Annotated in this window: 23 protein-coding genes; 1 reads left to right on the top strand and 22 read right to left on the bottom strand. The window is 44.8% G+C overall.

Features of this window, described 5'->3' with window-relative positions:
* Positions 1-168: 168 nt before the first annotated feature.
* The 15 genes from recO to rpsU all read right to left on the bottom strand — a co-directional run bounded on the left by recO (position 169) and on the right by rpsU (position 11,843).
* Complete coding sequence (recO, locus tag RKD52_RS07070; RefSeq protein WP_454099172.1) at positions 169-927, bottom strand: DNA repair protein RecO; 759 nt, start codon at positions 925-927, stop codon at positions 169-171.
* 32 nt (positions 928-959) lie between these two features.
* Entirely contained in the window at positions 960-1,103 is a 144-nt protein-coding gene (locus RKD52_RS07065) for a YqzL family protein (RefSeq protein ID WP_369735901.1), read from the bottom strand.
* Positions 1,104-1,220: 117 nt separating this feature from the next.
* Positions 1,221-2,129: a GTPase Era gene (gene era, locus RKD52_RS07060; RefSeq protein ID WP_454099171.1), complete on the bottom strand. Its 909-nt coding sequence runs from the start codon at positions 2,127-2,129 to the stop codon at positions 1,221-1,223.
* Positions 2,122-2,520, bottom strand: a complete 399-nt coding sequence (locus RKD52_RS07055; RefSeq protein ID WP_454099170.1) for a cytidine deaminase — start codon at positions 2,518-2,520, stop codon at positions 2,122-2,124. Before RKD52_RS07055 ends, era begins: the two co-directional genes overlap by 8 nt.
* Positions 2,521-2,632: 112 nt before the next feature.
* Complete coding sequence (locus RKD52_RS07050; protein ID WP_454099169.1) at positions 2,633-3,010, bottom strand: diacylglycerol kinase family protein; 378 nt, start codon at positions 3,008-3,010, stop codon at positions 2,633-2,635.
* The gene (ybeY, locus tag RKD52_RS07045; protein WP_454099168.1) at positions 2,982-3,464 is read right to left on the bottom strand and encodes an rRNA maturation RNase YbeY; all 483 of its coding nucleotides are present in this window, start codon (positions 3,462-3,464) and stop codon (positions 2,982-2,984) included. Before ybeY ends, RKD52_RS07050 begins: the two co-directional genes overlap by 29 nt.
* Positions 3,461-5,638 (bottom strand): HD family phosphohydrolase, encoded by a 2,178-nt coding sequence (locus RKD52_RS07040; RefSeq protein ID WP_454099167.1) that lies wholly within the window; start codon positions 5,636-5,638, stop codon positions 3,461-3,463. The genes ybeY and RKD52_RS07040 overlap by 4 nt, the downstream gene beginning before the upstream one ends.
* A gap of 62 nt (positions 5,639-5,700) precedes the next feature.
* On the bottom strand, positions 5,701-6,660 hold the full coding sequence (locus RKD52_RS07035; protein ID WP_454099166.1) for a PhoH family protein: 960 nt from the start codon (positions 6,658-6,660) through the stop codon (positions 5,701-5,703).
* Positions 6,661-6,663: 3 nt separating this feature from the next.
* Positions 6,664-7,848 (bottom strand): sporulation protein YqfD, encoded by a 1,185-nt coding sequence (gene yqfD / locus RKD52_RS07030; RefSeq protein WP_454099165.1) that lies wholly within the window; start codon positions 7,846-7,848, stop codon positions 6,664-6,666.
* A 17-nt stretch (positions 7,849-7,865) separates the two neighbouring features.
* Positions 7,866-8,153 carry a sporulation protein YqfC gene (gene yqfC, locus RKD52_RS07025; protein ID WP_029279581.1) on the bottom strand — a complete coding sequence of 96 codons (288 nt, stop codon included), beginning with the start codon at positions 8,151-8,153 and terminating at the stop codon, positions 7,866-7,868.
* A 60-nt stretch (positions 8,154-8,213) separates the two neighbouring features.
* Positions 8,214-8,705, bottom strand: a complete 492-nt coding sequence (locus tag RKD52_RS07020) for a hypothetical protein (protein WP_454099164.1) — start codon at positions 8,703-8,705, stop codon at positions 8,214-8,216.
* A gap of 30 nt (positions 8,706-8,735) precedes the next feature.
* A complete protein-coding gene (gene floA / locus RKD52_RS07015) occupies positions 8,736-9,725 on the bottom strand; it encodes a flotillin-like protein FloA (RefSeq protein WP_454099163.1) in 990 nt (329 codons plus the stop codon).
* Between the two features lie 16 nt (positions 9,726-9,741).
* Positions 9,742-11,040: an NfeD family protein gene (locus RKD52_RS07010; protein WP_454101158.1), complete on the bottom strand. Its 1,299-nt coding sequence runs from the start codon at positions 11,038-11,040 to the stop codon at positions 9,742-9,744.
* Positions 11,041-11,209: 169 nt separating this feature from the next.
* The gene (locus tag RKD52_RS07005) at positions 11,210-11,656 is read right to left on the bottom strand and encodes a GatB/YqeY domain-containing protein (protein WP_029279574.1); all 447 of its coding nucleotides are present in this window, start codon (positions 11,654-11,656) and stop codon (positions 11,210-11,212) included.
* Positions 11,657-11,669: 13 nt separating this feature from the next.
* On the bottom strand, positions 11,670-11,843 hold the full coding sequence (rpsU, locus tag RKD52_RS07000; protein ID WP_015595024.1) for a 30S ribosomal protein S21: 174 nt from the start codon (positions 11,841-11,843) through the stop codon (positions 11,670-11,672).
* Positions 11,844-12,049: 206 nt separating this feature from the next.
* Between rpsU and RKD52_RS06995 the strand changes: the two genes are divergently transcribed.
* Positions 12,050-12,997: a Na/Pi symporter gene (locus RKD52_RS06995; RefSeq protein ID WP_454099162.1), complete on the top strand. Its 948-nt coding sequence runs from the start codon at positions 12,050-12,052 to the stop codon at positions 12,995-12,997.
* Positions 12,998-13,028: 31 nt separating this feature from the next.
* On the opposite strand, the gene deoC is transcribed toward RKD52_RS06995, so the two are convergent.
* From deoC to grpE, 7 genes are all read right to left on the bottom strand, one after another.
* Positions 13,029-13,700 (bottom strand): deoxyribose-phosphate aldolase, encoded by a 672-nt coding sequence (gene deoC, locus RKD52_RS06990; protein ID WP_035207215.1) that lies wholly within the window; start codon positions 13,698-13,700, stop codon positions 13,029-13,031.
* Positions 13,701-14,100: 400 nt separating this feature from the next.
* Entirely contained in the window at positions 14,101-15,459 is a 1,359-nt protein-coding gene (mtaB, locus tag RKD52_RS06985) for a tRNA (N(6)-L-threonylcarbamoyladenosine(37)-C(2))-methylthiotransferase MtaB (RefSeq protein WP_342823551.1), read from the bottom strand.
* A gap of 5 nt (positions 15,460-15,464) precedes the next feature.
* The gene (locus tag RKD52_RS06980; RefSeq protein WP_454099161.1) at positions 15,465-16,220 is read right to left on the bottom strand and encodes a 16S rRNA (uracil(1498)-N(3))-methyltransferase; all 756 of its coding nucleotides are present in this window, start codon (positions 16,218-16,220) and stop codon (positions 15,465-15,467) included.
* Between the two features lie 13 nt (positions 16,221-16,233).
* The gene (gene prmA, locus RKD52_RS06975; RefSeq protein ID WP_369735913.1) at positions 16,234-17,172 is read right to left on the bottom strand and encodes a 50S ribosomal protein L11 methyltransferase; all 939 of its coding nucleotides are present in this window, start codon (positions 17,170-17,172) and stop codon (positions 16,234-16,236) included.
* Positions 17,173-17,192: 20 nt separating this feature from the next.
* Positions 17,193-18,308, bottom strand: a complete 1,116-nt coding sequence (gene dnaJ, locus RKD52_RS06970) for a molecular chaperone DnaJ (RefSeq protein ID WP_369735914.1) — start codon at positions 18,306-18,308, stop codon at positions 17,193-17,195.
* A 453-nt stretch (positions 18,309-18,761) separates the two neighbouring features.
* Complete coding sequence (dnaK, locus tag RKD52_RS06965) at positions 18,762-20,591, bottom strand: molecular chaperone DnaK (protein ID WP_282032970.1); 1,830 nt, start codon at positions 20,589-20,591, stop codon at positions 18,762-18,764.
* A gap of 25 nt (positions 20,592-20,616) precedes the next feature.
* Positions 20,617-21,216, bottom strand: coding sequence for a nucleotide exchange factor GrpE (grpE, locus tag RKD52_RS06960; protein ID WP_454099160.1), 600 nt, complete (start codon positions 21,214-21,216; stop codon positions 20,617-20,619).
* Between the last annotated feature and the right edge of the window lie 34 nt (positions 21,217-21,250).

Here is a 21,250-nt window from a genome sequence, read left to right as displayed (position 1 = left end):
TCCGTAAGCGCCGCTCGGGAAACGCCTTTCTTTGCCTGTTGTCACCCGGCTTCCACCGTCCCGGGCTCGCTTTCACACAACTGCAGCAAATACTCTTTTTCCTTCATAGCAGCTCCATATAATTACTAGCATCATAACCTGAATGCCTGTTCAAAGTCAATAGGCCCGTTAATCCGAAAGCTTGCCCCGCAGCGCGTCCATCTGATCAAGGAAGCGCTTGGATTTAAGAAAAAGGCCTGAGTACTCGCTGTAGTATGTATCGATGACCATTTTCAGCTCAGCCTTCGTTTCGGATTTTAAAGACACCTGTCCAAGCCTTTCCAGATCAAAATAATAAAACAGCCTCAGCAGCTTGGCAGTTCCCTGCGAGATCTTGAGTCTGTAAGGATCCATTTCAAAGCAGCGGTGGCACAAAAAGCCGTTTTCACGAATGGAAAAATGAAACGTCCCATCCCTGCTTCCGCAGTTGACGCAAGAGTCAAGCTGAGGATAAAGACCAAGAACATTCAGCATTTTCATCTCAAGAATGTGCTGCAGAACGTCCGGGTCCACTCCTTCATTTAAAAGCTTGAGAGACTGGCTGAAAAGCTCAAAAAGAAAGGGATTAGGGTCATTTTGTTCCGTGCTTTTATCAAGCAGCTCCGCCATATAGGACGCATATGCCGTCAGAAAAATATCTTCCCTTATGCCTCTCATTGATGCAATCGTTTCTCCCTGCTGAAGACCGCCGAGACCTGTTGATTTTTGAAATAAAAAATACCCGTAAGTGAATAACTGTGTAGAAGCAGTCAGGCGGCTGTTCGGTTTTTTAGCACCTCTCGCCATAACGCCCACTTTTCCAAGCTCACGGGTATAGAGTGTCACAATCTTGTTTGTTTCACCGTAATCATTTGTCCGTATCACAATGCCTTCGCATTTTTGAAGCAATCATTCTCACCATCCAGAAGGATTCGGTCAGATCACGAAATTGGAAAGTCCGCTTCTGTCACCTCATGATCATGTAAATCGGGTCCGTCACCAGTATCTTTTTCCATTTCCTTAAAAAGAAGATAGGTATCAATATTACCTGTCTGAATGAACACTTTCCAGGTAAAATCAAGCATGTTAACCCCGCCTTTCTGTTGTTAAGAGAAGCAAGCTGTTATCCAATTCTATACCGTTATCTTGACCGAACATCCTTCGTTTCATGTTAGATAAAATTTGTTAATTTCAAGGAGCCTTTAATATTCGTCTTCTCTGAAACCGAAGTCTCTGAGCTGATTCATTTTATTGCGCCAGTCTTTCTGCACTTTCACCCAAAGCTCCAAAAATACTTTCGTGCCGAGCAGCGCTTCAATATCCACCCTTGCCCGCTGGCCTACTTCCTTCAGCATTTTCCCCTGCTTGCCGATGACGATTCCTTTTTGTGAATCGCGTTCGACAATAACGGTTGCACTTACATAAATGGACTGATTGTTGTCGCGTCTTTCGATGGCATCAATCACCACTGCAACCGAGTGGGGAATTTCTTCGCGTGTTAAATGCAGCACTTTTTCCCTGATAAGTTCAGAAATAATGAACCGTTCAGGGTGATCTGTCACCTGATCGGCAGGGTAGTACTGAGGTCCCGCTGGAAGATATGATTCAATCTGTTCAAGAAGAGTGTCCACATTATTGCCCTGTAGAGCTGAAATTGGAATAATTTCCTTGAAGGGATAGAATGCGCGGTACTGGTCAATCAGCGGCAGAAGCTGATCCGGATGGATCTGGTCTATTTTATTAATGATCAGAAAAACTGGTGTCTTTGTATGCTGAAGTTTTTCAATGATAAATTCATCTCCGCGGCCGTAGCCTTCTTCTGCATTGATCATAAATAAGACGACATCGACTTCCTTAAGCGTATTCTGGGCTACCTTCATCATGAAATCGCCCAGCTTGTGCTTTGGTTTGTGGATTCCAGGTGTGTCTATGAACACAATCTGAGATTCGTTTGTTGTATATACGCCTTGTATTTTATTACGTGTTGTCTGCGGTTTGTCGCTCATAATCGCGATTTTCTGTCCGATCACGCGGTTTAAAAATGTTGATTTCCCGACGTTCGGTCTGCCGATAATGGAAACAAAACCTGACTTATATTCATTTTTACTCATGCAAATCCTCCGATGAAAATGCCCCGGGCAATAATTCAGCAACTGTCCATTCTTTTACGTCGCCTTTTAAATTTGTCAATATTACTTTCATGTCTTTTGGACACAATTCCGAGATGACCTGTCTGCACGCACCGCATGGGGACACAGGGCCATCCGTATCTGCTACGATGGCAATTGCCGCAAACTCTTTGTCGCCTTCTGAAACAGCCTTAAAAAGCGCTGTCCGTTCTGCACAGTTCGTCATGCCGTATGAGGCATTTTCAATATTGCAGCCTCTGTACACTTTTCCGTCTTTTGTTAATAGAGCAGCACCAACTTGAAATTTGGAATAAGGAACATATGCCATTTCCCGAGCTGCTATTGCTTCTTTGATGAGTTGTTCTGAGTTCAATGCTATTCTCCCTTTCTTAAGCGGCTCTGTGTTCTTCTATTTTACCTCTGCCGGAATGAAATTTCACCTGATTGCCGCAAATGTAATTTAATTGTAAGAATTTTCTCATAACTTAAAGGATCTTTGGAAAGAAAATGAGTAACCCTATCATAACCGCAAGAATGGCATAAATCAAAACAGCGCCGGCTGCTGCATCTTTGGCTGCCTTTGCAAGCGGGTGATAGTCGGCGGTTACAAGGTCAACAACACGCTCTACCGCCGTATTCATGAGCTCAAGCGAGAGCATTCCTCCCATTAGGAAAAGAACGATGATCCATTCGACTGCAGACAGGTGAAAGTACAGCCCGGCCCCTGTCACGATCAGACATACAGCTGCATGAATCTGAAAGTTCCGCTCATGAATCAGGGTCATCTTTATCCCCTGCCATGCATAATAAAAACTTTTTAAAAACCGTTCACGCTCAGACTTCTCTTTTAAGTCCATACGCATCGAGAATATCCTTTTGTTTGCCGAACATCTTTTTTTCATCATCTTCTGTCATGTGGTCATATCCGAGCAAATGAAGAAGACCGTGAACAGCCAGAAATCCGAGTTCTCTCGTAAAAGAATGGCCGTATTCTTCCGCCTGTTCCTTTGCACGGGGCACAGAAATGATGATATCCCCGAGGATGCGTGGCATATCTTCCCCGCCGACGATTGAAACCTCGCCTTCACCCAGTTCTTCCATCGCAAAAGAAATGACGTCCGTTACTTGATCTTTGTTCCGGTACTCTCTGTTTACTTCCTGAATTCTCTGATTGTCTACGAACGTAACAGAAAGCTCTGCATCCTGAGGCACGTTCTCTGTTTGAGCCGCGTGCTGCAGCAGATTTTCGACCATTGAAAGCTGGTCCTGTGCGAGCTGTTCTGTTTCATCCTCCATATCGATTATGATTCTGTTCATGCTTGTTTCACCTTCTGTTTTGTAATTTCCGGATATTCGATTCTTGAATGGAATATTCCCTTTAATGTTTCGCTGAATGATTTCGCAATGATGTCCAGTTCCCTCAGTGTCAGATCACACTCATTCAGCTGATGGTCCTGAAGCCTGTCCGCAATAATTCCGCGTATCAGCTTCTCAATTTTATCCGGTGTCGGACTCGACATGGATCTTACCGCAGCCTCTACACTGTCTGCAATCGAAATTATCGCGATTTCTTTTGTCTGCGGCTTCGGTCCGGGATATCTGAACTCTTCTTCGTATATTTCAGGGTGGTTCTGCTTAGCTTTATGATAGAAAAACTTCAGCAGGGTTGTCCCGTGATGCTGTTCTGCAATATCCACAAACTCTTTAGGCATTTTGTGTTTTCTCAGCATTTCCGCACCGTCTGAAGCATGTGCGATAATCACATTTTTACTTAGCTGAGGAGACAGCTTATCATGCGGATTCTCAATATTCATCTGGTTCTCAATAAAGTACTGAGGCCGTTTTGTTTTTCCGATATCATGGTAATAGGCTCCCACGCGGGCAAGCAGTCCATTCGCGCCGATTGCCTCGCACGCTGCTTCTGAAAGATTTGCGACCATGACACTGTGATGATACGTCCCAGGTGTTTCAGTCAGAATTTTTCTGAGCAGAGGGTGATTCGGGTTCGACAGCTCGATCAGTTTCATCGTGGAGAGAATGCCGAATCCCGTTTCAAAAAACGGCATGAATCCAATTGTCAGCACAGACGATATGAGTCCGGAAGCAAGAGCCATTATGAAATAAGAGCCAAGCTCAATATTCGAGTAGCTTCCGTTTTGTATCAGGGTGATGGCTGTGATGATCATGATGTTGATCAGCGACACAAACAATCCTGTCTGCAAAATTCTTGATCTGACGTTCTGGTCGTTCAGAAAGAGGACTCCTGCTATACTGCCGAACAGGAAGTAGATTCCGATGGTGAAATTGAATGTCCCCGTTACGCCTTCATTAAAGATAATGCTGCCGCACACAGCAAATATAATGCTTGTCAAAATGGCCAGTCTTTCATGGAGTAGCAGCTTGATCAGCATGGCTCCCATAGCGACAGGAACGAGATACCCTACGTTATTATAATTGATTTCCTGAAAGAAGCTGATGATTTTAATCAGCAGAATTGTAATGCTGAATATCAGGACATACAGAATGAGAGAATGATTTTTTCTGTGCGGCTGCCTGTCAGGAGCCTCAAAATAATAAATGAGCGCCGCAAGGATCAGCAGAATCACAAGCAGAAGACCCGCAAACGGCTTCAAAGCAAGCTTATTGTCTAGAAGACCTACAAGATCAAGCTTGCGGTAGATATCCCTGCTGATGTAACCGCCTTCTTCAACAAGAATCTGCCCCTGTTTAATCTGTACTTCATTTACATCATCGTATGCCTGCTGCTTTTTCTCTTCTGTCGCATCAAGATCAAAAACATAGTTCGCTATAACGGCATATCTTCCGAGCTCAATCGCTGCTTTCAGTAAGTCCGCCCTTAAATTTGAGGATGTAAGGTCCTCTTCAACCAGATCCTTTGCCTCATCCTGCTTCTGCAGGGGAATTTCCTCGCTCATCACCCTGTTAACTGCGGTGACCGCTGCATCCTTGGCTATGTTCAGCTCATTATCGGAGGATTCAAGAAGGGCAGTGAATGTATCATCTGAAATTTTTTCTCTGATATCTTCTGTAAGCTTGTCCTTCAGCCGAGTGAGCTTTTCGTCAATTGATATTGTGTATGCCTCTTCGCCTTCAGTCACACTTTCATTTTGCAGCTTTATTTCATCTGCCGTCTCTTTGTTTGTTTCTTTTACAAAGTCAAAAATCGATGTTATGACTTCTACGCGGTTTACGACATAGTCTTTTCTCAAGACATATTCATCTTGAACGGCATCGTACGCTTCCTGCCGTTTGCTCTCTGTTTCAAACGTATCTTCCGCCTGAGTCGGAGCTATGATTGTCTGATCAGAGTAAGTAAAAAGTTCAACATCAACCGTTTCCGGCTTTACATTGCTGTAAAGTGAGACAAAAATGACAGCAGCAAGCAAAAAATACATGGAAATATGTATAAACTTATAATGCTTTAACGTTTCAATGAGCTGACTGAGCTTTGCACTTCGCTTTGTTTTCATAACATCACCCCCGCTCCCCTTTGCATTCCTGAAAAAAGTGACCCGAAAACGGGCCGCCCGGGTCACTTTGTCTTGTCATATGCTTCAATGATTTTCGCTACAAGCGGATGGCGCACGACGTCTGACTGCTGCAGTTCATTAAACGCTATACCGCTTACAGAACTGAGTGTATCCCTTGCTGCAGCAAGACCCGACTGGACGCCTCTCGGCAGGTCAACCTGTGTAATATCACCGGTAATGACCATTTTCGAACCAAATCCGAGTCTTGTTAAAAACATTTTCATCTGTGCCGGTGTTGTATTCTGGGCTTCATCCAAAATAACAAACGCATCATCGAGCGTTCTTCCTCTCATATAGGCAAGAGGCGCAATTTCGATGGTGCCTCTCTCAATCAGCCGCTGCGTATGTTCCGTTCCGAGAACATCGTGAAGCGCATCATAGAGCGGGCGCAAATACGGATCGACTTTTTCTTTGAGGTCTCCAGGCAGGAAGCCTAGACTTTCTCCTGCTTCAACAGCAGGCCGCGTGAGAATGATCCTTTTTACTTGATTATTCTTAAGCGCACTGACCGCCATTACAACGGCGAGATACGTTTTGCCTGTTCCTGCAGGGCCGATGCCGAATATCAGATCCTTATTGCGGATAGAAGACACATAATGTCTTTGACCGAGAGTTTTGACTCTGATGGATTTTCCCTGCGCATTTTTGCTTACTTCCTCAACATACAGGGCTTCAAATTCGTCAAGCTTGTGTTTTTTTGCCATTTCAATACCATAGATGACGTCGCGTTCGCTGATGGCTATTCCTCTTTTAAGGAGAACCTGAAGCGACGCAAGCACATCACCTGCTATATTTGCATTCTCTTCTTCTCCATTTACATAGACAGCTTCGCCTCTTGATACGATTGTCACGGAAAGCTCATCTTCCATCCGCTTCAGGTGTACATCATTGTTTCCAAAAAGAGAGGCTGCTTCGTTTGGATTTTCCACTTGCAGATTTATCGTAATGAGTTCTTCTGGCATGATTTAGTCTCCCTGAACAATTGGTGTTGTTTTTACGATATTTTCTATAACTTGGTAGAGCACTGTTAGTTTTACTTTACCATTCTCGTTCGTCTGGTGCAAAACTTTTTGACCCTTCACCTCTGCATCTTCTCCTAATTGTCCAAGGAGCTCTTTTTTGCCCTGATCAATCGCAGCAGCGCGCGCCTCTTTCTCTGTATATTGTTTTTCAAAAACTTCTTTTTCACGGTAGATTTTTTGGCCGAATCCGAGCGGCAGAGTCCATTTTAAAAATCGGAGCGGCCTGATATCATTTTCCTCTTCATATTTTGCGAAAAGATCCTGATTAAATCCCCAAATCTGGAGATCAGCTGAACCAACTGAAAGGTACGTTTTTCTTACTTCGCTCCCGGAATAAAGCTGAAATGTCTGTTTTGACGGAACCGTAATTTCAGATTTGTACCAGGTTTCACCCAGAATTTCCGCTTTAGCCGCAACAAGCTGCTTCTTTTTTTCGCCACCGATTAATCCGGAAACGAGCAGCTGCCCTTTTTCAACATGATCATGAATGGTCACGGAAGGCTGTCCTTTTTCAACATACATCTTTGTAATGACCGCTTTCTTTTTCGCTACAATATGCTGAGGTCCTGCTTCTGCTGTTTTTTCAGGTTCATTCTTTTCGACCACCTCAAAATGAAAATGCGTTCCCCTGAGTTCAACACCCACCCATGTCAATTCGCTGATGTTGTCTGTCAGCTTTTTCTGGATGGAATCCGGATCAAGCGTCATGAACTGCAGTCTGCCGGTTTTCACCCCCATTGCATCCAGCTCTTTCAGGATTTTGTGCTCCGTGCTCGGCTTTGCCCCTTTCACATCAATCCCCCAAATCATATTGGAGAGGAGCAGGATGACAGCAAAAAACAGGGTGAATCCGATAACAAAGCCGCTGTTTTTCAATGATTTCTGGATTAGAAACGGCAGTCCCGACACTTTTTGCAGCGAACATTTGCACTCGCTTTTTCTTGCCGCCCTCCTCAAGGCATGTACATCTTTCAGGCGAATAAAAAAAGAGAGTCCATTCTCTTCTTTTCTCACATTCCAGACAGGGATTCCCTGTCTGATGCAGTCATTCACAAACCTTTCCGTTCCTCTTCCCGCTGCTGTTATTTTTATCACGCCGTAAAAGAAATGCATCCACTGATTTTTCATCGTCATCCCCCGATTTTTTATGATTGTTCCAAGTAATTGACCTGATCAATTTTCCCCTGCAGAAGAATCTCTTCAGGCAGAATCGTTTTAATGACAAAAGCTTCTCCCTTTATTTGAAGCTGCCCCTGTTTTAACAGAAGCCTCAGCTCATTGTCTGTAAATGTAAGCAGCCCTCTGTGATTTTCTATATAAATATGTATTTGGCCGATCATCGTGATGCGGGGAAGATCCATCATGACATCCTGGGGTATTTCAATTGTTCGCGTGATCCATTTAGCAACGTTCTGCCGCCATTTTTTCGCCATAAAAAAGAACCCCCTCTCATCTCATGTGTATGAGTTTAAAGGGGGTTCTAACACATTTTTTTAAAGTTGCCGCCTTGCTGCCCTGTGCGGCTTTTTAGATCGCGGCGGTCCGATGATCTCGCTCCAGATAATTCCCCGGACAATATCATCTCTTGCAGCTGCAGGTGTTTTCTTAGGAGCAGCAGGAGCCTTTTGAGCTGTCTGCTGCATAAACTGATCCGCCTGCTCCTTTATTTCTGTCACATTCTTTGAAACCGTACCGCCGTCTGCATTCGGCAGGGTGCTTTTAGCAGACTTATATCTTGCTTCAATTGTTTTAGCCGCTTCTTTCATTCGTTCCTTTGCTTCTTCAAACGATTCCCTGCCCGGTTTTTCAGCCTCCGCTTTATGCGGGGCGGCAGACTGATTTGGTACAGATGCAGGTTTTCTTTTTCGATCACGCTGCGCTTCTGCTTTTTTATCTTTCGCTTTTTTTCCGAACAGGGAGGAAATAGCAAAGATAAGACCTGCTATCACAAGCGGGTTGTTTAAAAGAAAATCGATCCATTCCATCCATCAGCACCTCCTGATTTGGGCTGATTCCTATTCTTCATGATCAGGCTGATCTTTCGAAAGCTTACCAATTGAATCTCTCATGCCTGTATCAGCATGTATATTTTCAAAATTCATATAGTCCATCACGCCGATTTTTCCATTGCGCAGTGCTTCTGCCATAGCAAGCGGGACTGTAGCTTCTGCCTCCACAACCTTCGCTCTCATTTCCTGCGTTCTAGCATTCATTTCCTGTTCAAGAGCGACCGCCATCGCACGGCGTTCTTCAGCTTTTGCCTGGGCAATTTTCTTATCTGCTTCAGCCTGGTCAGTCTGCAGAATCGCCCCGATGTTTTTGCCGATATCCACATCCGCGATATCGATCGACAGAATTTCAAAAGCAGTCCCGGAATCAAGTCCTTTGTTTAATACCGTCTGAGAAATCCTATCCGGGTTTTCAAGAACTTTTTTATGATTGTCAGATGAACCGATTGTACTTACGATTCCTTCTCCTACCCGTGCAATAATGGTGTCTTCGCCGGCACCCCCGACAAGTCTTTCAATGTTTGCGCGGACTGTGATGCGCGCTTTTGCTTTTACTTCGATTCCGTCCATAGCAACCCCTGCAATAAACGGCGTTTCAATCACTTTTGGATTTACACTCATCTGAACGGCTTCAAGAACATCGCGTCCAGCCAGGTCAATAGCTGCACAGCGCTCAAATGTAAGTTCGATGTTGGCGCGCTCAGCTGCAATCAAAGCATTTACAACCCGGTCTACGTTCCCTCCGGCAAGATAATGGCTTTCAAGCTGATTGATGGTTACTCCGAGTCCAGCCTTATGCGCTTTAATGAGCGGATTAATGATTCTGTTCGGACTTACTCGGCGAAGCCTCATCCCAATCAGGGTGAAAATACTGATTCTTACCCCTGCAGCAAGTGCTGAAATCCACAGTGCAATCGGCACAAAGGTAAATAAAATACCTAGTACAATGACACCTATAACAATTAAGCCTAACGTGAGCAGCAATGATGGATCCATTTTGTTCCTCCTTCAATTAAATGATTTCTCTTACGACGACCCGTGAGCCCTCTACTTTAATAACCTTTACTTTCTGATCTTTTGCAATAAACGTTCCTTCTGTAACCACATCAATGCGCTCATCTTCGATCAGAGCTGTGCCCGAAGGCCTCATTGAAGTTAAAGCCACACCCGTTTTGCCGATAAGCTCGAGCCTGCTGCGGCTCGAGACATATCCGCTTTCCGTATTGGTTGAATCACGCAAAATGATTTTTTTAAAGATATTCATACGTTTTCCAAACACCTTTACAAATATGATGGCTGCCGATACGGCAACTAAAAGCGCAATCCCAAGCGAAAAGGCCATATAGCCTATGTCATCTGTGGCGATGAAGAAACTGAGCAGGATTGCTCCAAAACCAATAAATCCTATAATGCCTCCAGGTACGAAAAACTCAGCTGCCACAAGAATGATTCCGGCGGCAAAAAGAATGATGGTCTCAAGTCCTGCAAGTCCCGCAATATAGTGTCCGTAGAAGAACAGGAAAAGAGAAGACAGTCCCATAATTCCCGGCAGTCCGAAACCTGGACTGTAAAGCTCAACAATCAGCCCGAGGCTTCCAATAGAGAGCAAAATAGGGATGACAATCGGGTTTGTGACAAACCGCGCAACCTTCTCAGCAAAGCTTACTTCAATATCAATCACATCAGCCGACGCAAGATTCAGCTTTTCAAGCAAACTGTCCAGATTTTCAGCCGTTCCCTCGGAATAACCGACCTCAAGCGCCTGTTCCGAATTCAGTGTTAGAAGATCACCTTTTCCGGCTCCGTATTCAGGCACATCCACATCAGGATCTGCCATGGCAAGGGCATATTTGGCATTACGGTTATTTTGCTCAGCTGATTCCTTCATTTCGGCAAGCCAAAGCGATTCTGCCTTTTTATCTGCTGTATTGCCTTCCAGATCAATGATGGCGGCAGATCCCATTTTCGCACCCGGAACCATATAAATCTGATCTGCATTCAGGGCAATATACGCTCCGGCAGACAACGCCCTGCGGTCAATAAAAGCGGTTACAGGGATTTTCGACCCTCTGATTGTATCGGCAATTTCAAGAGCAGCATCAACCGCTCCCCCTGGAGTATTAATGTCTAAAATAATATGGTCTGCATTTTCGGCAGCTGCTTCCTTAAATGACCTCTTGATAAACTGCGACAATCCTTTTTCAACCGTCTCTTCAATGGGGATAACCGCAACTTTATCTGGTGAATTGTCAGCTGCGGGTATATAAGCACTTCCGAAAAGCGAAAGGAAAAGAACAATGCCGAAGAAGATATGAAAAAGACGGTTATGATGACTCCTCAATGTTCAGCTGGCCCCCTTCCATTTACAGTCTATCTGTAATACGTTTCTACTTAAGTATAGGTTTCATTTTTAATAAAAATTCTCCGGAAAGACCCAATAAAAAACACTCTGTTCAAATGAACAGAGTGTTTTCCGGTTTTTATGATAGCTGTCCAGCTACAGTTTTATTGACAAGCGCACCGTCAGCCTTACCTTTAACCTTAGGCATGATGGCGGCCATAACTTTCCCCATGTCTGCTTTTGACACAGCATTCACTTCGGCAATCGTTTCCTGAACGATGGCCGTAAGCTCTTCTTCTGTCAGCTGCTTAGGCATGTATACAGTTAAAATATCAAGTTCAGCCTGTGTCTTTTCAACTAAATCTAAGCGATCAGCTTTACTGAATTCCTGGAGGGAGTCTTTACGTTGCTTTAATTCGCGAGAAAACACAGTCAGTTCCTCTTCAGCAGACAACTCCTGTTTACCCAGTTTGATGGCTTCATTCTGTAATGAGGCTTTCACCATACGGATAACAGCCAGTTTGTCCTTCTCTTTGTTCTTCATCGCTTGTTTCATATCTTGATTCAAACGCTCAAGAAGACTCATAAATCCACCCTCTTTAGAATTTGCGTTTTCTAGCAGCTTCAGACTTTTTCTTACGTTTTACGCTAGGTTTTTCATAGAATTCGCGCTTTCTTGCTTCTTGTATAGTACCGCTTTTTGATACTGTACGTTTGAAGCGACGAAGAGCGTCCTCAAGCGACTCGTTTTTACGAACGACCGTTTTTGACATTCTTATTCCCTCCCTCCGAATACAACCAATCGACATCATCTGTTTAATAAACATGTTTAAAGAAAACATGTACTTTGCCATTATAATATAACGTGCCTCAGAGGTCAACTTATATAAATAAACTTCTAAAGAACAATCGTTTGTCCCTGGTGTTTCTGTCATGTTTCTGCGCGCTTGTCCATATAGTGGTAAGAAGAGGTGAGCACATGGCGGCTGCAGGGTTCTTTTTGTTATATTTACTTTTCTTTCTGACAGGTATGCATATACTTAAAAACGGTCTTTCCATTTTATCAGGGAGCACCATGAGAAGCTGGGTGTTTGCCTGTATCGATCACCCGTTCAAAGCGTTTCTTGCAGGCATTGTTTTTACCGGCATTCTGCAGAGCAGCTCAGCAGTTATGGTCATTGTGATCGGGCTGGTTTCCGCTGGTGTCATTACTTTCAGACAAACAATCGGAATCATACTGGGGACAAATATTGGATCCACTTTTACGACTCAGCTGATCACTCTTGACCTTGGATCGCTGATTATACCCATGATAGGCGGGGGATTTCTTTTCTTTTTAGCGGGTGCGATGATGAAAAGGCAGTCCCTTGTAAGGATCAGCGGCATCCTATCAGGACTTGGCCTGCTGTTTTTATCCATGTCGGGGTTCGGCAAGCTTGCAGAACCGCTGTCGCATCTTGAGGCAGTAAGTGAACTGCTGATGTATTCGAACACCCATGCATTTGCAGGAGTGCTCGGCGGCACGGTGCTGACTGCCATCATTCACTCAAGTGCTGCAGCCGCAGGCATTATTATGAGCTTTATGAATGCAGACCTTTTGACTCTAAGCGCCGGCATAGCCTACATTCTCGGAGCCAATATCGGCACGTGCATCACCGGTCTGATGGCATCTGCCGGAGCGGGGCATGAAGCCAAACTGACCGCCTATGCCCATGTATGGCTCAATGTACTTGGGGTCGCAGCCTTTTACCCTTTCATCGCTTTGTGCAGCGGGATTGCAGAGCATTTTGCAGCCGAGCCTGATTTGCAGCTGGCCCATTTCAGTCTCGTGTTCAATGTAGTAAGTTCGATTGCCGTACTTCCTTTTGCTGAACCCTTCGGAAGATTTGTGGAGTCTTCCGCCAGGTTTTTTAATAGAAAACATTAAAAAAAGCTGCCGGTGGCAGCTTTTTCCGCTATTAATAATCTGAAGTTGAAGTTTCACCATTTACAATGGCAATTCCTGCACTTGCACCGATTCGTGTAGCGCCGGCTTCAACCATTGCCATTGCACCTGCACGGTCACGGACACCGCCTGAAGCTTTTACGCCGATATCAGGGCCTACTGTTTTGCGCATAAGAGCGATGTCTTCTACAGTTGCTCCGCCAGTTGAGAAGCCAGTAGATGTTTTAACAAAATCAGCTCCTGCTTTCACAGAAAGCTCACATGCTCTGACTTTTTCTTCGTCAGTCAGAAGGCATGATTCAATGATTACCTTCGTAAGCGCTTTTCCTTTAGCTGCATCGACAACTGCGCGGATGTCACGCTCAACAAGCTCATCGTTTTTGTCTTTTAGGGCACCGATGTTGATGACCATGTCTACTTCAGTTGCACCTTTTGCAATCGCATCGCCTGTTTCAAATGCTTTTGTTTCAGGAGTAGATGCTCCCAGGGGAAAACCGATTACTGTGCAAACTTTTACTTCTGTGCCTTTTAGAAGGGCGGCGGCTGTTTCAACCCAGGTCGGGTTTACACAGACTGATGCAAATTTATATTCTTTCGCTTCTGCGCATAATGTTTCGATTTGTGATTTAGATGTTTCAGGCTTTAAAGCCGTATGGTCGATCATACTGCCAATGTTTACTGACATATGTACTACCCCTTTTCCATTATTATAGTCGTCTGACCTCTTACATCTTATCATTTTTTTGATTGAAATACGAGTACAAGTTTAATTTACACCGGGAAAATAATTATAAACCTGCTTTCGGTAATTCTTTTAGTTAGAATGAAAACCCGTTCCCTTTCGCTCCAGTCACTTGCTTTCCGCGGGGAGTGCCTGGAGCCTCCTCGCTTCGCTTGCGGGGTCTCCAGTGCCCTCTTCATCCCGCAGGAGTCAAGTGCCTTCCGCTGCAGTCCACTGGAGTGAGAAATAGCGCCAAATATGTTAGTCTGGTGCTCAAATAACTTAATAAAGCTTTACTATGTAAAAGCATTTCATAAAGAAAAAAAACCGAACTGATTCCCAGTTCGGATTTTTCTTTTGCTGTTTATGAAATCTGGCGGACCGCTTCAGCTGTGGTGTCTTCGTCCATGACACGGACGAATTGTCCTTCTGAGTACGGATAGCCTGCTTTTGTGATTTTTACTTTTACTATTTTTCCAACCATTTCTTCAGAAGCCGGGAATACGACTTTCAGATAATTGTCAGTATATCCTACATAAAGGCCGCTCTCAGGAGATTCTTTGTACTCTTCCTCAGGAATAACCTCAAGAACCTCTCCTTCGTAATCTGAAGCATATTCTTTTGCAAGCTGGTCAGACAGCGCAATAAGCTGATGAACGCGTTCGTTTTTAATCTCCTCGTCCACCTGATCTTCCATTCTTGCAGCAGGTGTTCCGGTACGTTTCGAGTACGGGAATACGTGAAGCTCGGAAAATTTGTGCTCTTTAATAAAGTTGTAGGTTTCCATGAATTCTTCTTCTGTTTCGCCAGGGAAACCAACAATGACGTCAGATGTAACCGCAAGGCCCGGCAGCGCTTGTTTCAGGCGCGTCAGACGCTCTGCGAAAAATTCCATTGTGTACTTTCGTCTCATTCTTTTCAGCACTGTGTTCGAAGCGGATTGAATAGGAATGTGCAAATGACGGACAATTTTGTCCGACTGATCCAGCACTTCAATCACTTCGTCCGTAATTTGGCTTGCTTCAATAGATGAAATACGGATGCGTTTCAGTCCTTTAACCCGTGCGTCAAGATCGCGGAGAAGCATCGCGAAGTTGTAATCTTTCATATCTTCGCCGTATCCGCCTGTGTGAATGCCGGTCAGAACAATTTCTTTGTATCCTGCATCAACAAGCTGCTGAGCCTGATTGATGACTTCCTCCGGGTCACGTGAACGCATAAGTCCGCGTGCCCATGGAATAATGCAGAATGTGCAGAAGTTATTGCAGCCTTCCTGGATCTTAAGGGAAGCACGCGTGCGGTCTGTGAAGGCCGGAACGTCCAGTTCTTCATAGACGCGCGCCTTCATGATGTTGCTGACACCGTTGATTGGCTGTCTTTCTTTTTTGAACTGCTCGATATAATCAAGCATTTTAATGCGGTCGGATGTTCCAACTACAATATCGACTCCCGGAATTGCCATAATTTCAGCAGGAGAAGTTTGTGCATAACAGCCGGTTACACAGATGACGCCGTCCGGATTTTTTCTGATGGCGCGGCGGATGACCTGCCGGCTTTTTTTATCGCCCGTATTTGTAACGGTGCATGTATTAATAACATATACGTCTGCTTTGCTTTCAAAATCAGACCGCTCATAGCCTGATTCTTTGAACAGCTGCCAGATCGCTTCTGTTTCGTAATGATTTACTTTACAGCCAAGTGTATGAAAAGCTACTGTTGGCATGGGATTCACCTCGATAATTCAAAATGATAGGAAACAGCAGACAAAAGGTATAGAGGAGCCGTTTCCGTCCTTAAAATTCTTGGCCCAAGTCCGCAAAGGTTAAATCCTGCGGCTGCCAGCTGCTCTGTTTCTTCTTTCGTCAGGCCGCCTTCAGGTCCGAACACAGCAAGAACCGACTGCCCCGGACTGCAAGACTGCAGCACCTTCGCAAGGTTCGACATCTCGCCTGTTTTGGCTGATTCCTCGTAAGCGGCAATTTTATAATCATAAGACTCTGAAAGTCTTAAAAGTTCTTGAAAACTTTGAGGCTCAGAAACATCGGGAATCACATTTCTGTACGATTGCTCTGAAGCTTCTTTCACGATTTTTCTCCAGCGGTCCGCTTTCTTGCCTGCTTTTTTTGCATCAAGTTTAACAACGGAACGGGCAGCATTAAAAGGGATAAACGAAGAAGCACCAAGCTCAGTGCCTTTTTGAAAAATCCACTCGAGCTTATCCCCTTTAGGCAGCCCGCTCGCAATCGTGACCTTCACAGGCAGTTCATTGTCCGCATCCTGCCATTCCCAAACAGAACATACAACCGCATCCTCGTGGAGCTCTGCGATTTCACACAGCGCAGAAAACCCGTCTGCTGTACAGCATACAATTTCATTGCCTGGCTTCATACGCATAACACGGGAGATGTGATGAACATCGTCTCCCGTGATTGTTATTCTGGATGGACTGTTTTCTTTTTTTTCCTCAATAAAATAACGCTGCACAGATGAGCACCTCTTATTTTTTTCTGGCGATAAAGGCCACCCAGTCTTCCATGACCACTGTTTCCTCAATCTCAAACCCGGCTTCAATCAGACCGTTCCTGACTTCTGCCTTTTTATTGAGAATAATGCCTGAAGTAATGAATAAACCGCCCTGCTTCAGGATATGATTGGCGTCATCTGCAAATCGCAGAATGACTTCAGCCAAAATATTCGCAACAACTACATCAACCGGTCCTTCGACACCGTTTAGAAGGTTGTTCTGTGTAACCGTGACTGTCTGATGCACTTTGTTGAGCTTCGTATTAAGCCGCGCCGCATCAACTGCAACCGGATCAAGATCCATTGCCTGTACATGTTTTGCCCCAAGCATTGCTGATGCAATGCTTAGAACGCCTGAACCGGTACCTACATCGACAACCGTGTCATTTTCTTTTACAGAGCGTTCAAGCGCCTGAATGCATAAAACGGTCGTCGGATGCGTTCCTGTACCGAAGGCCATTCCGGGATCAAGCTCGATAATGAGTTCATCCGAATGGACAGGAGTATAGGTTTCCCATGTTGGAACAATCGTGAACCGCTCTGAAATTTTCACAGGGTGGTAGTACTTCTTCCATGCTGTAGCCCATTCTTCCTCATTCACTTCACTGATTGATATATCATTCTTCCCTAAATCAATGTCATGAATAAGCAGATTGTTCACAGCTTCTTTAATTTCTTCCACCGTTTCCCCGAGAAAACTGTTTACTGGAAGATATGCTTTAATAATAACACCTTCATCAGGATAATCATCAGAATTGAGGTGGTAGATTTCTCCATACACACTTTCGCGCTCTTTTAACAGATCCATCTGATCTTCAATTACGACTCCGCTAGCTCCCGCCTCATGCAGGATATTGGAAATCGGCTCAACCGCTTCCTGTGTTGTATGAATACTTAACTCAGACCATTTCATTCTACCAGCTCCACTTCTGTTTATTCACCCTTGAAAGCACGTTTCACTTTATCAAAAAAACTTTCTTCATGCTCATCCGGTCTGCCGCCGCTCATTTCAGCAAATTCGCGCAGCAGTTCTTTTTGTTTTTCATTAATATTAGTAGGTGTAAGCACCCGGATAACAATGTGCTGATCGCCCTGGCCATAGCCTCTCACATTCGCGACACCTTTTCCCTTCATGCGGAATTTGGTGCCGGTTTGTGTACCGGCAGGCACTTTCAGCTTCACTTTGCCGTGCAGAGTCGGAACTTCAATTTCATCTCCAAGAGCAGCCTGTGCAAATGTCAGAGGCATTTCGCAGTAGATGTCATCACCGTTTCGTTCAAAGAATTCATGAGGCCTTACATTAAAGACAACATACAGGTCTCCTGAAGGACCGCCGTTTACGCCTGGCTCACCCTGTCCGGATACTCTCAGCTGCTGGCCGTCATCAACACCGGCAGGAATCTTAACCGAGATTTTCTTGCGCTTCTGCACTTTTCCGGCTCCGCCGCATGTTGAACATTTGTGCTTGATTTGTTTGCCTGTCCCGCTGCAGTAATGACATACTCTGCGGTTGACAATTCTTCCAAATGGCGTGTTCTGTTCAACGTTCAGCTGGCCCGAACCGCTGCAGTGCGAACAGGTTTCAGGTTTTGTTCCGGGCTTGGCTCCGGATCCGTCACACGTATCACATGTTTCTTCACGAGGAATTTCAATCGTTGTTTCTTTGCCGAATACAGCTTCTTCAAAAGCAATCGTCATTGTATACTGCAGGTCTGCACCCTGTCTCGGCGCGTTAGGGTCGCGTCTTCTGCCGCCTCCGAAAATAGAGCTGAAGATATCGTCAAAACCGCCGAATCCCCCGCCAAAGTCAGAACCGCCAAAGCCCTGATTTGGATCAGCATGGCCGAATTGATCGTATTGAGCCCGTTTTTGGTCGTCAGAAAGGACTTCGTATGCTTCTGTAATTTCTTTGAATTTATCTGAAGCGTCTGCTTCTTTATTAATATCAGGATGATATTTTTTGGACAGCTTGCGGTACGCTTTTTTCATTTCATCCTTAGACGCGCTCTTACTTACTCCAAGCACTTCATAGTAATCACGCTTGCTCATAATTGCTCACTCCCGAATTCTCACATAAAGTAAATTGTATCACTCGATTTGGCATGATTGCAAGATAATGTTTGTGGGGGTCATTCTGTACCTATACATTATTCTTGGCAGCTGAAAGTGTCTTTGTATTTTGTCGGTTTCAGCATAAATTGCTCACTCTGCAATTGTACCCGCTCCCTTTCGCTCCAGTCACAAGATTACCGCGGGGAGCCCCGGGAGCCTCCTCGCTTCGCTTGCGGGGTCTCCCGTGTTCTCTTCATCCCGCAGGAGTCAAGTGCCTTCCGCTTCAGTCCGCTGGAGTTTTGGTGACATATGAAAAAAATCGCCATTTACAAATAGATCCATTATTAAAAACTATCCTGCTTTTGGCAAACCTCAAATCACATGATCTTTCTTCATCAAAAAAAGCCAAAGTCAAGACAAGCCTGACTTTGACTTTCGGGATGGCAACACTTATTTCTTGTCGTCATTTACTTCTTCGTATTCTGCATCAACGACATTGTCGTCCTGGTTAGAAGCGCCTTGTGCACCTTCAGCACCCTGCTGCTGTTTGGCAGCTTCTTCGTACAGTTTCATTGACAGCTGCTGAACGATTTCCTGAAGCTCGTCTTTTTTCGCTTTGATTTCTTCAAGTTCGTTTTTCTCAATGGCTGCTTTTAAAGCGTCTTTTGCTTCATTTGCTTTAGCAACTTCCGCTTCGTCCACTTTGCCTTCAAGATCTTTCAGTGTCTTTTCTGTTGAGAAGACAAGCTGATCTGCTTCATTGCGAAGTTCTACTTCTTCTTTGCGCAATTTATCTGCTTCAGCATTTTCTTCTGCTTCTTTTACCATGCGTTCGATCTCATCATCGCTTAGGCCTGTAGACGACTTGATTGTGATCGCCTGCTCTTTATTTGTTCCAAGATCTTTTGCACGAACATTTACGATACCGTTTTTGTCAATATCGAATGATACTTCGATTTGAGGCACTCCGCGAGGTGCCGGCGGAATGTCAGTAAGCTGGAAACGGCCAAGCGTTTTGTTGTCTGCTGACATTGGACGCTCACCTTGAAGAACGTGAATGTCTACAGCTGTCTGGCTGTCGGCAGCTGTTGAGAACACTTGGGATTTGCTTGTTGGAATCGTCGTGTTGCGCTCGATTAGTTTCGTGAACACGCCGCCCATTGTTTCAATTCCAAGTGAAAGCGGAGTTACGTCAAGAAGTACAACATCTTTAACGTCTCCAGTAATAACGCCGCCCTGGATCGCTGCTCCAAGTGCAACTACTTCATCAGGGTTAACGCCTTTTGACGGCTCCTGTCCAAGCTCTTTCTTGATTGCTTCCACAACGGCCGGAATACGCGTTGATCCGCCGACAAGGATAACTTTATCGATTTCTGATTTAGATAGACCTGCATCTTTTAGAGCCTGGCGAACCGGTCCCATAGTTCTTTCAACAAGGTTTGAAGAAAGCTCTTCAAATTTAGCTCTTGATAATGTTACTTCCAGGTGAAGCGGTCCAGCTTCTCCGGCTGTAATGAATGGAAGTGAGATTTGTGTTGATGAAACGCCTGACAGATCTTTTTTCGCTTTTTCAGCTGCATCTTTAAGGCGCTGAAGAGCCATTTTGTCTTTAGAAAGGTCGATGCCGTTTTCTTTTTTGAATTCAGCTGCAAGGTAGTCAATAATCACCTGGTCAAAGTCATCTCCGCCAAGACGGTTATCACCTGCAGTTGAGCGTACTTCGAATACGCCGTCGCCAAGTTCAAGAACAGAAACGTCAAATGTACCGCCGCCAAGGTCATATACAAGAATTGTCTGATCCTGATCTGTTTTATCCAAACCGTATGCAAGTGCAGCTGCAGTTGGTTCGTTGATAATTCTCTCTACTTCAAGACCTGCAATTTTACCTGCATCTTTAGTAGCCTGGCGCTCTGCATCATTGAAGTATGCAGGAACCGTGATAACGGCTTTAGTTACAGGCTCGCCAAGGTAGTCTTCTGCATAAGCTTTCAAATGCTGAAGGATGATTGCAGAGATTTGCTGAGGCGTATTTTCTTTGCCCTCAACCTCTACTTTGTAGTCTGTACCCATATGGCGTTTAATGGACATGATTGTGTTAGGGTTTGTGATAGACTGACGCTTTGCAACTTCCCCAACCTGACGCTCGCCGTTTTTGAATGCAACGACTGAAGGAGTCGTACGGTTGCCTTCTGCGTTTGGAATAACCTTAGGTTCGCCGCCTTCTAATACAGCGACACATGAGTTTGTAGTACCTAAATCGATGCCGATAATTTTCCCCATCGTAGAAAACCTCCTGATATGTAGTTTATTGATTCACTTTCACCATTGCTGGTCTGATAATGCGGTCTTTTAGCTTATACCCTTTTTGGAACTCTTCAATAACCGTTCCCGCTTCAAAATTCTCATCTTCCACTTGCATGACAGCCTGGTGAAGATGCGGGTCAAATGGCTGGCCTTCTGCCTGAATGGCTTCAGCGCCTTCGTTTTGAAGTGCCTGGATCAGCTGGCGGTATACCATATCCATGCCTTGCAGCAGAGACTGTGTTTTTTCGTCATCTGTATCTATTTTTAACGCTCTTTCAAAATTATCAAGAGCTGGCAGAATGTCGGTAATGAGATTTTGAGAACGATACTTTTGAGCAGATTCCATATCAAGGCGGGCACGTCTTCTGAAGTTATCTAAATCCGCCTGAAGACGGTACATGCGGTTTTCTGTATCGCTGAGCTTTGCTTCAAGCTCTTCGATTTTCGCTTTCGCTTCAGATAACTCGTCAGAACCCTGCTCCTGAACAGCTTCCTCCTGGCCGACCTGAGCTTCAGCTGCCTCTTCTTCCTGGCTGATCACTGTTTCTTCCTGCCCGGCTGCCTGATTTTCTTTTAAGCTTTCTTTTGCTTCGTTAGTCAATTTCTTTCACCTCCCTTAAAGGATAAACATCATG

It is taken from the genome of Metabacillus sp. SLBN-84 (genome assembly GCF_053629595.1).
The sequence above is the reverse complement of the archived record's forward strand: the minus strand, read 5'-3'. Positions and strand labels throughout refer to the sequence as shown.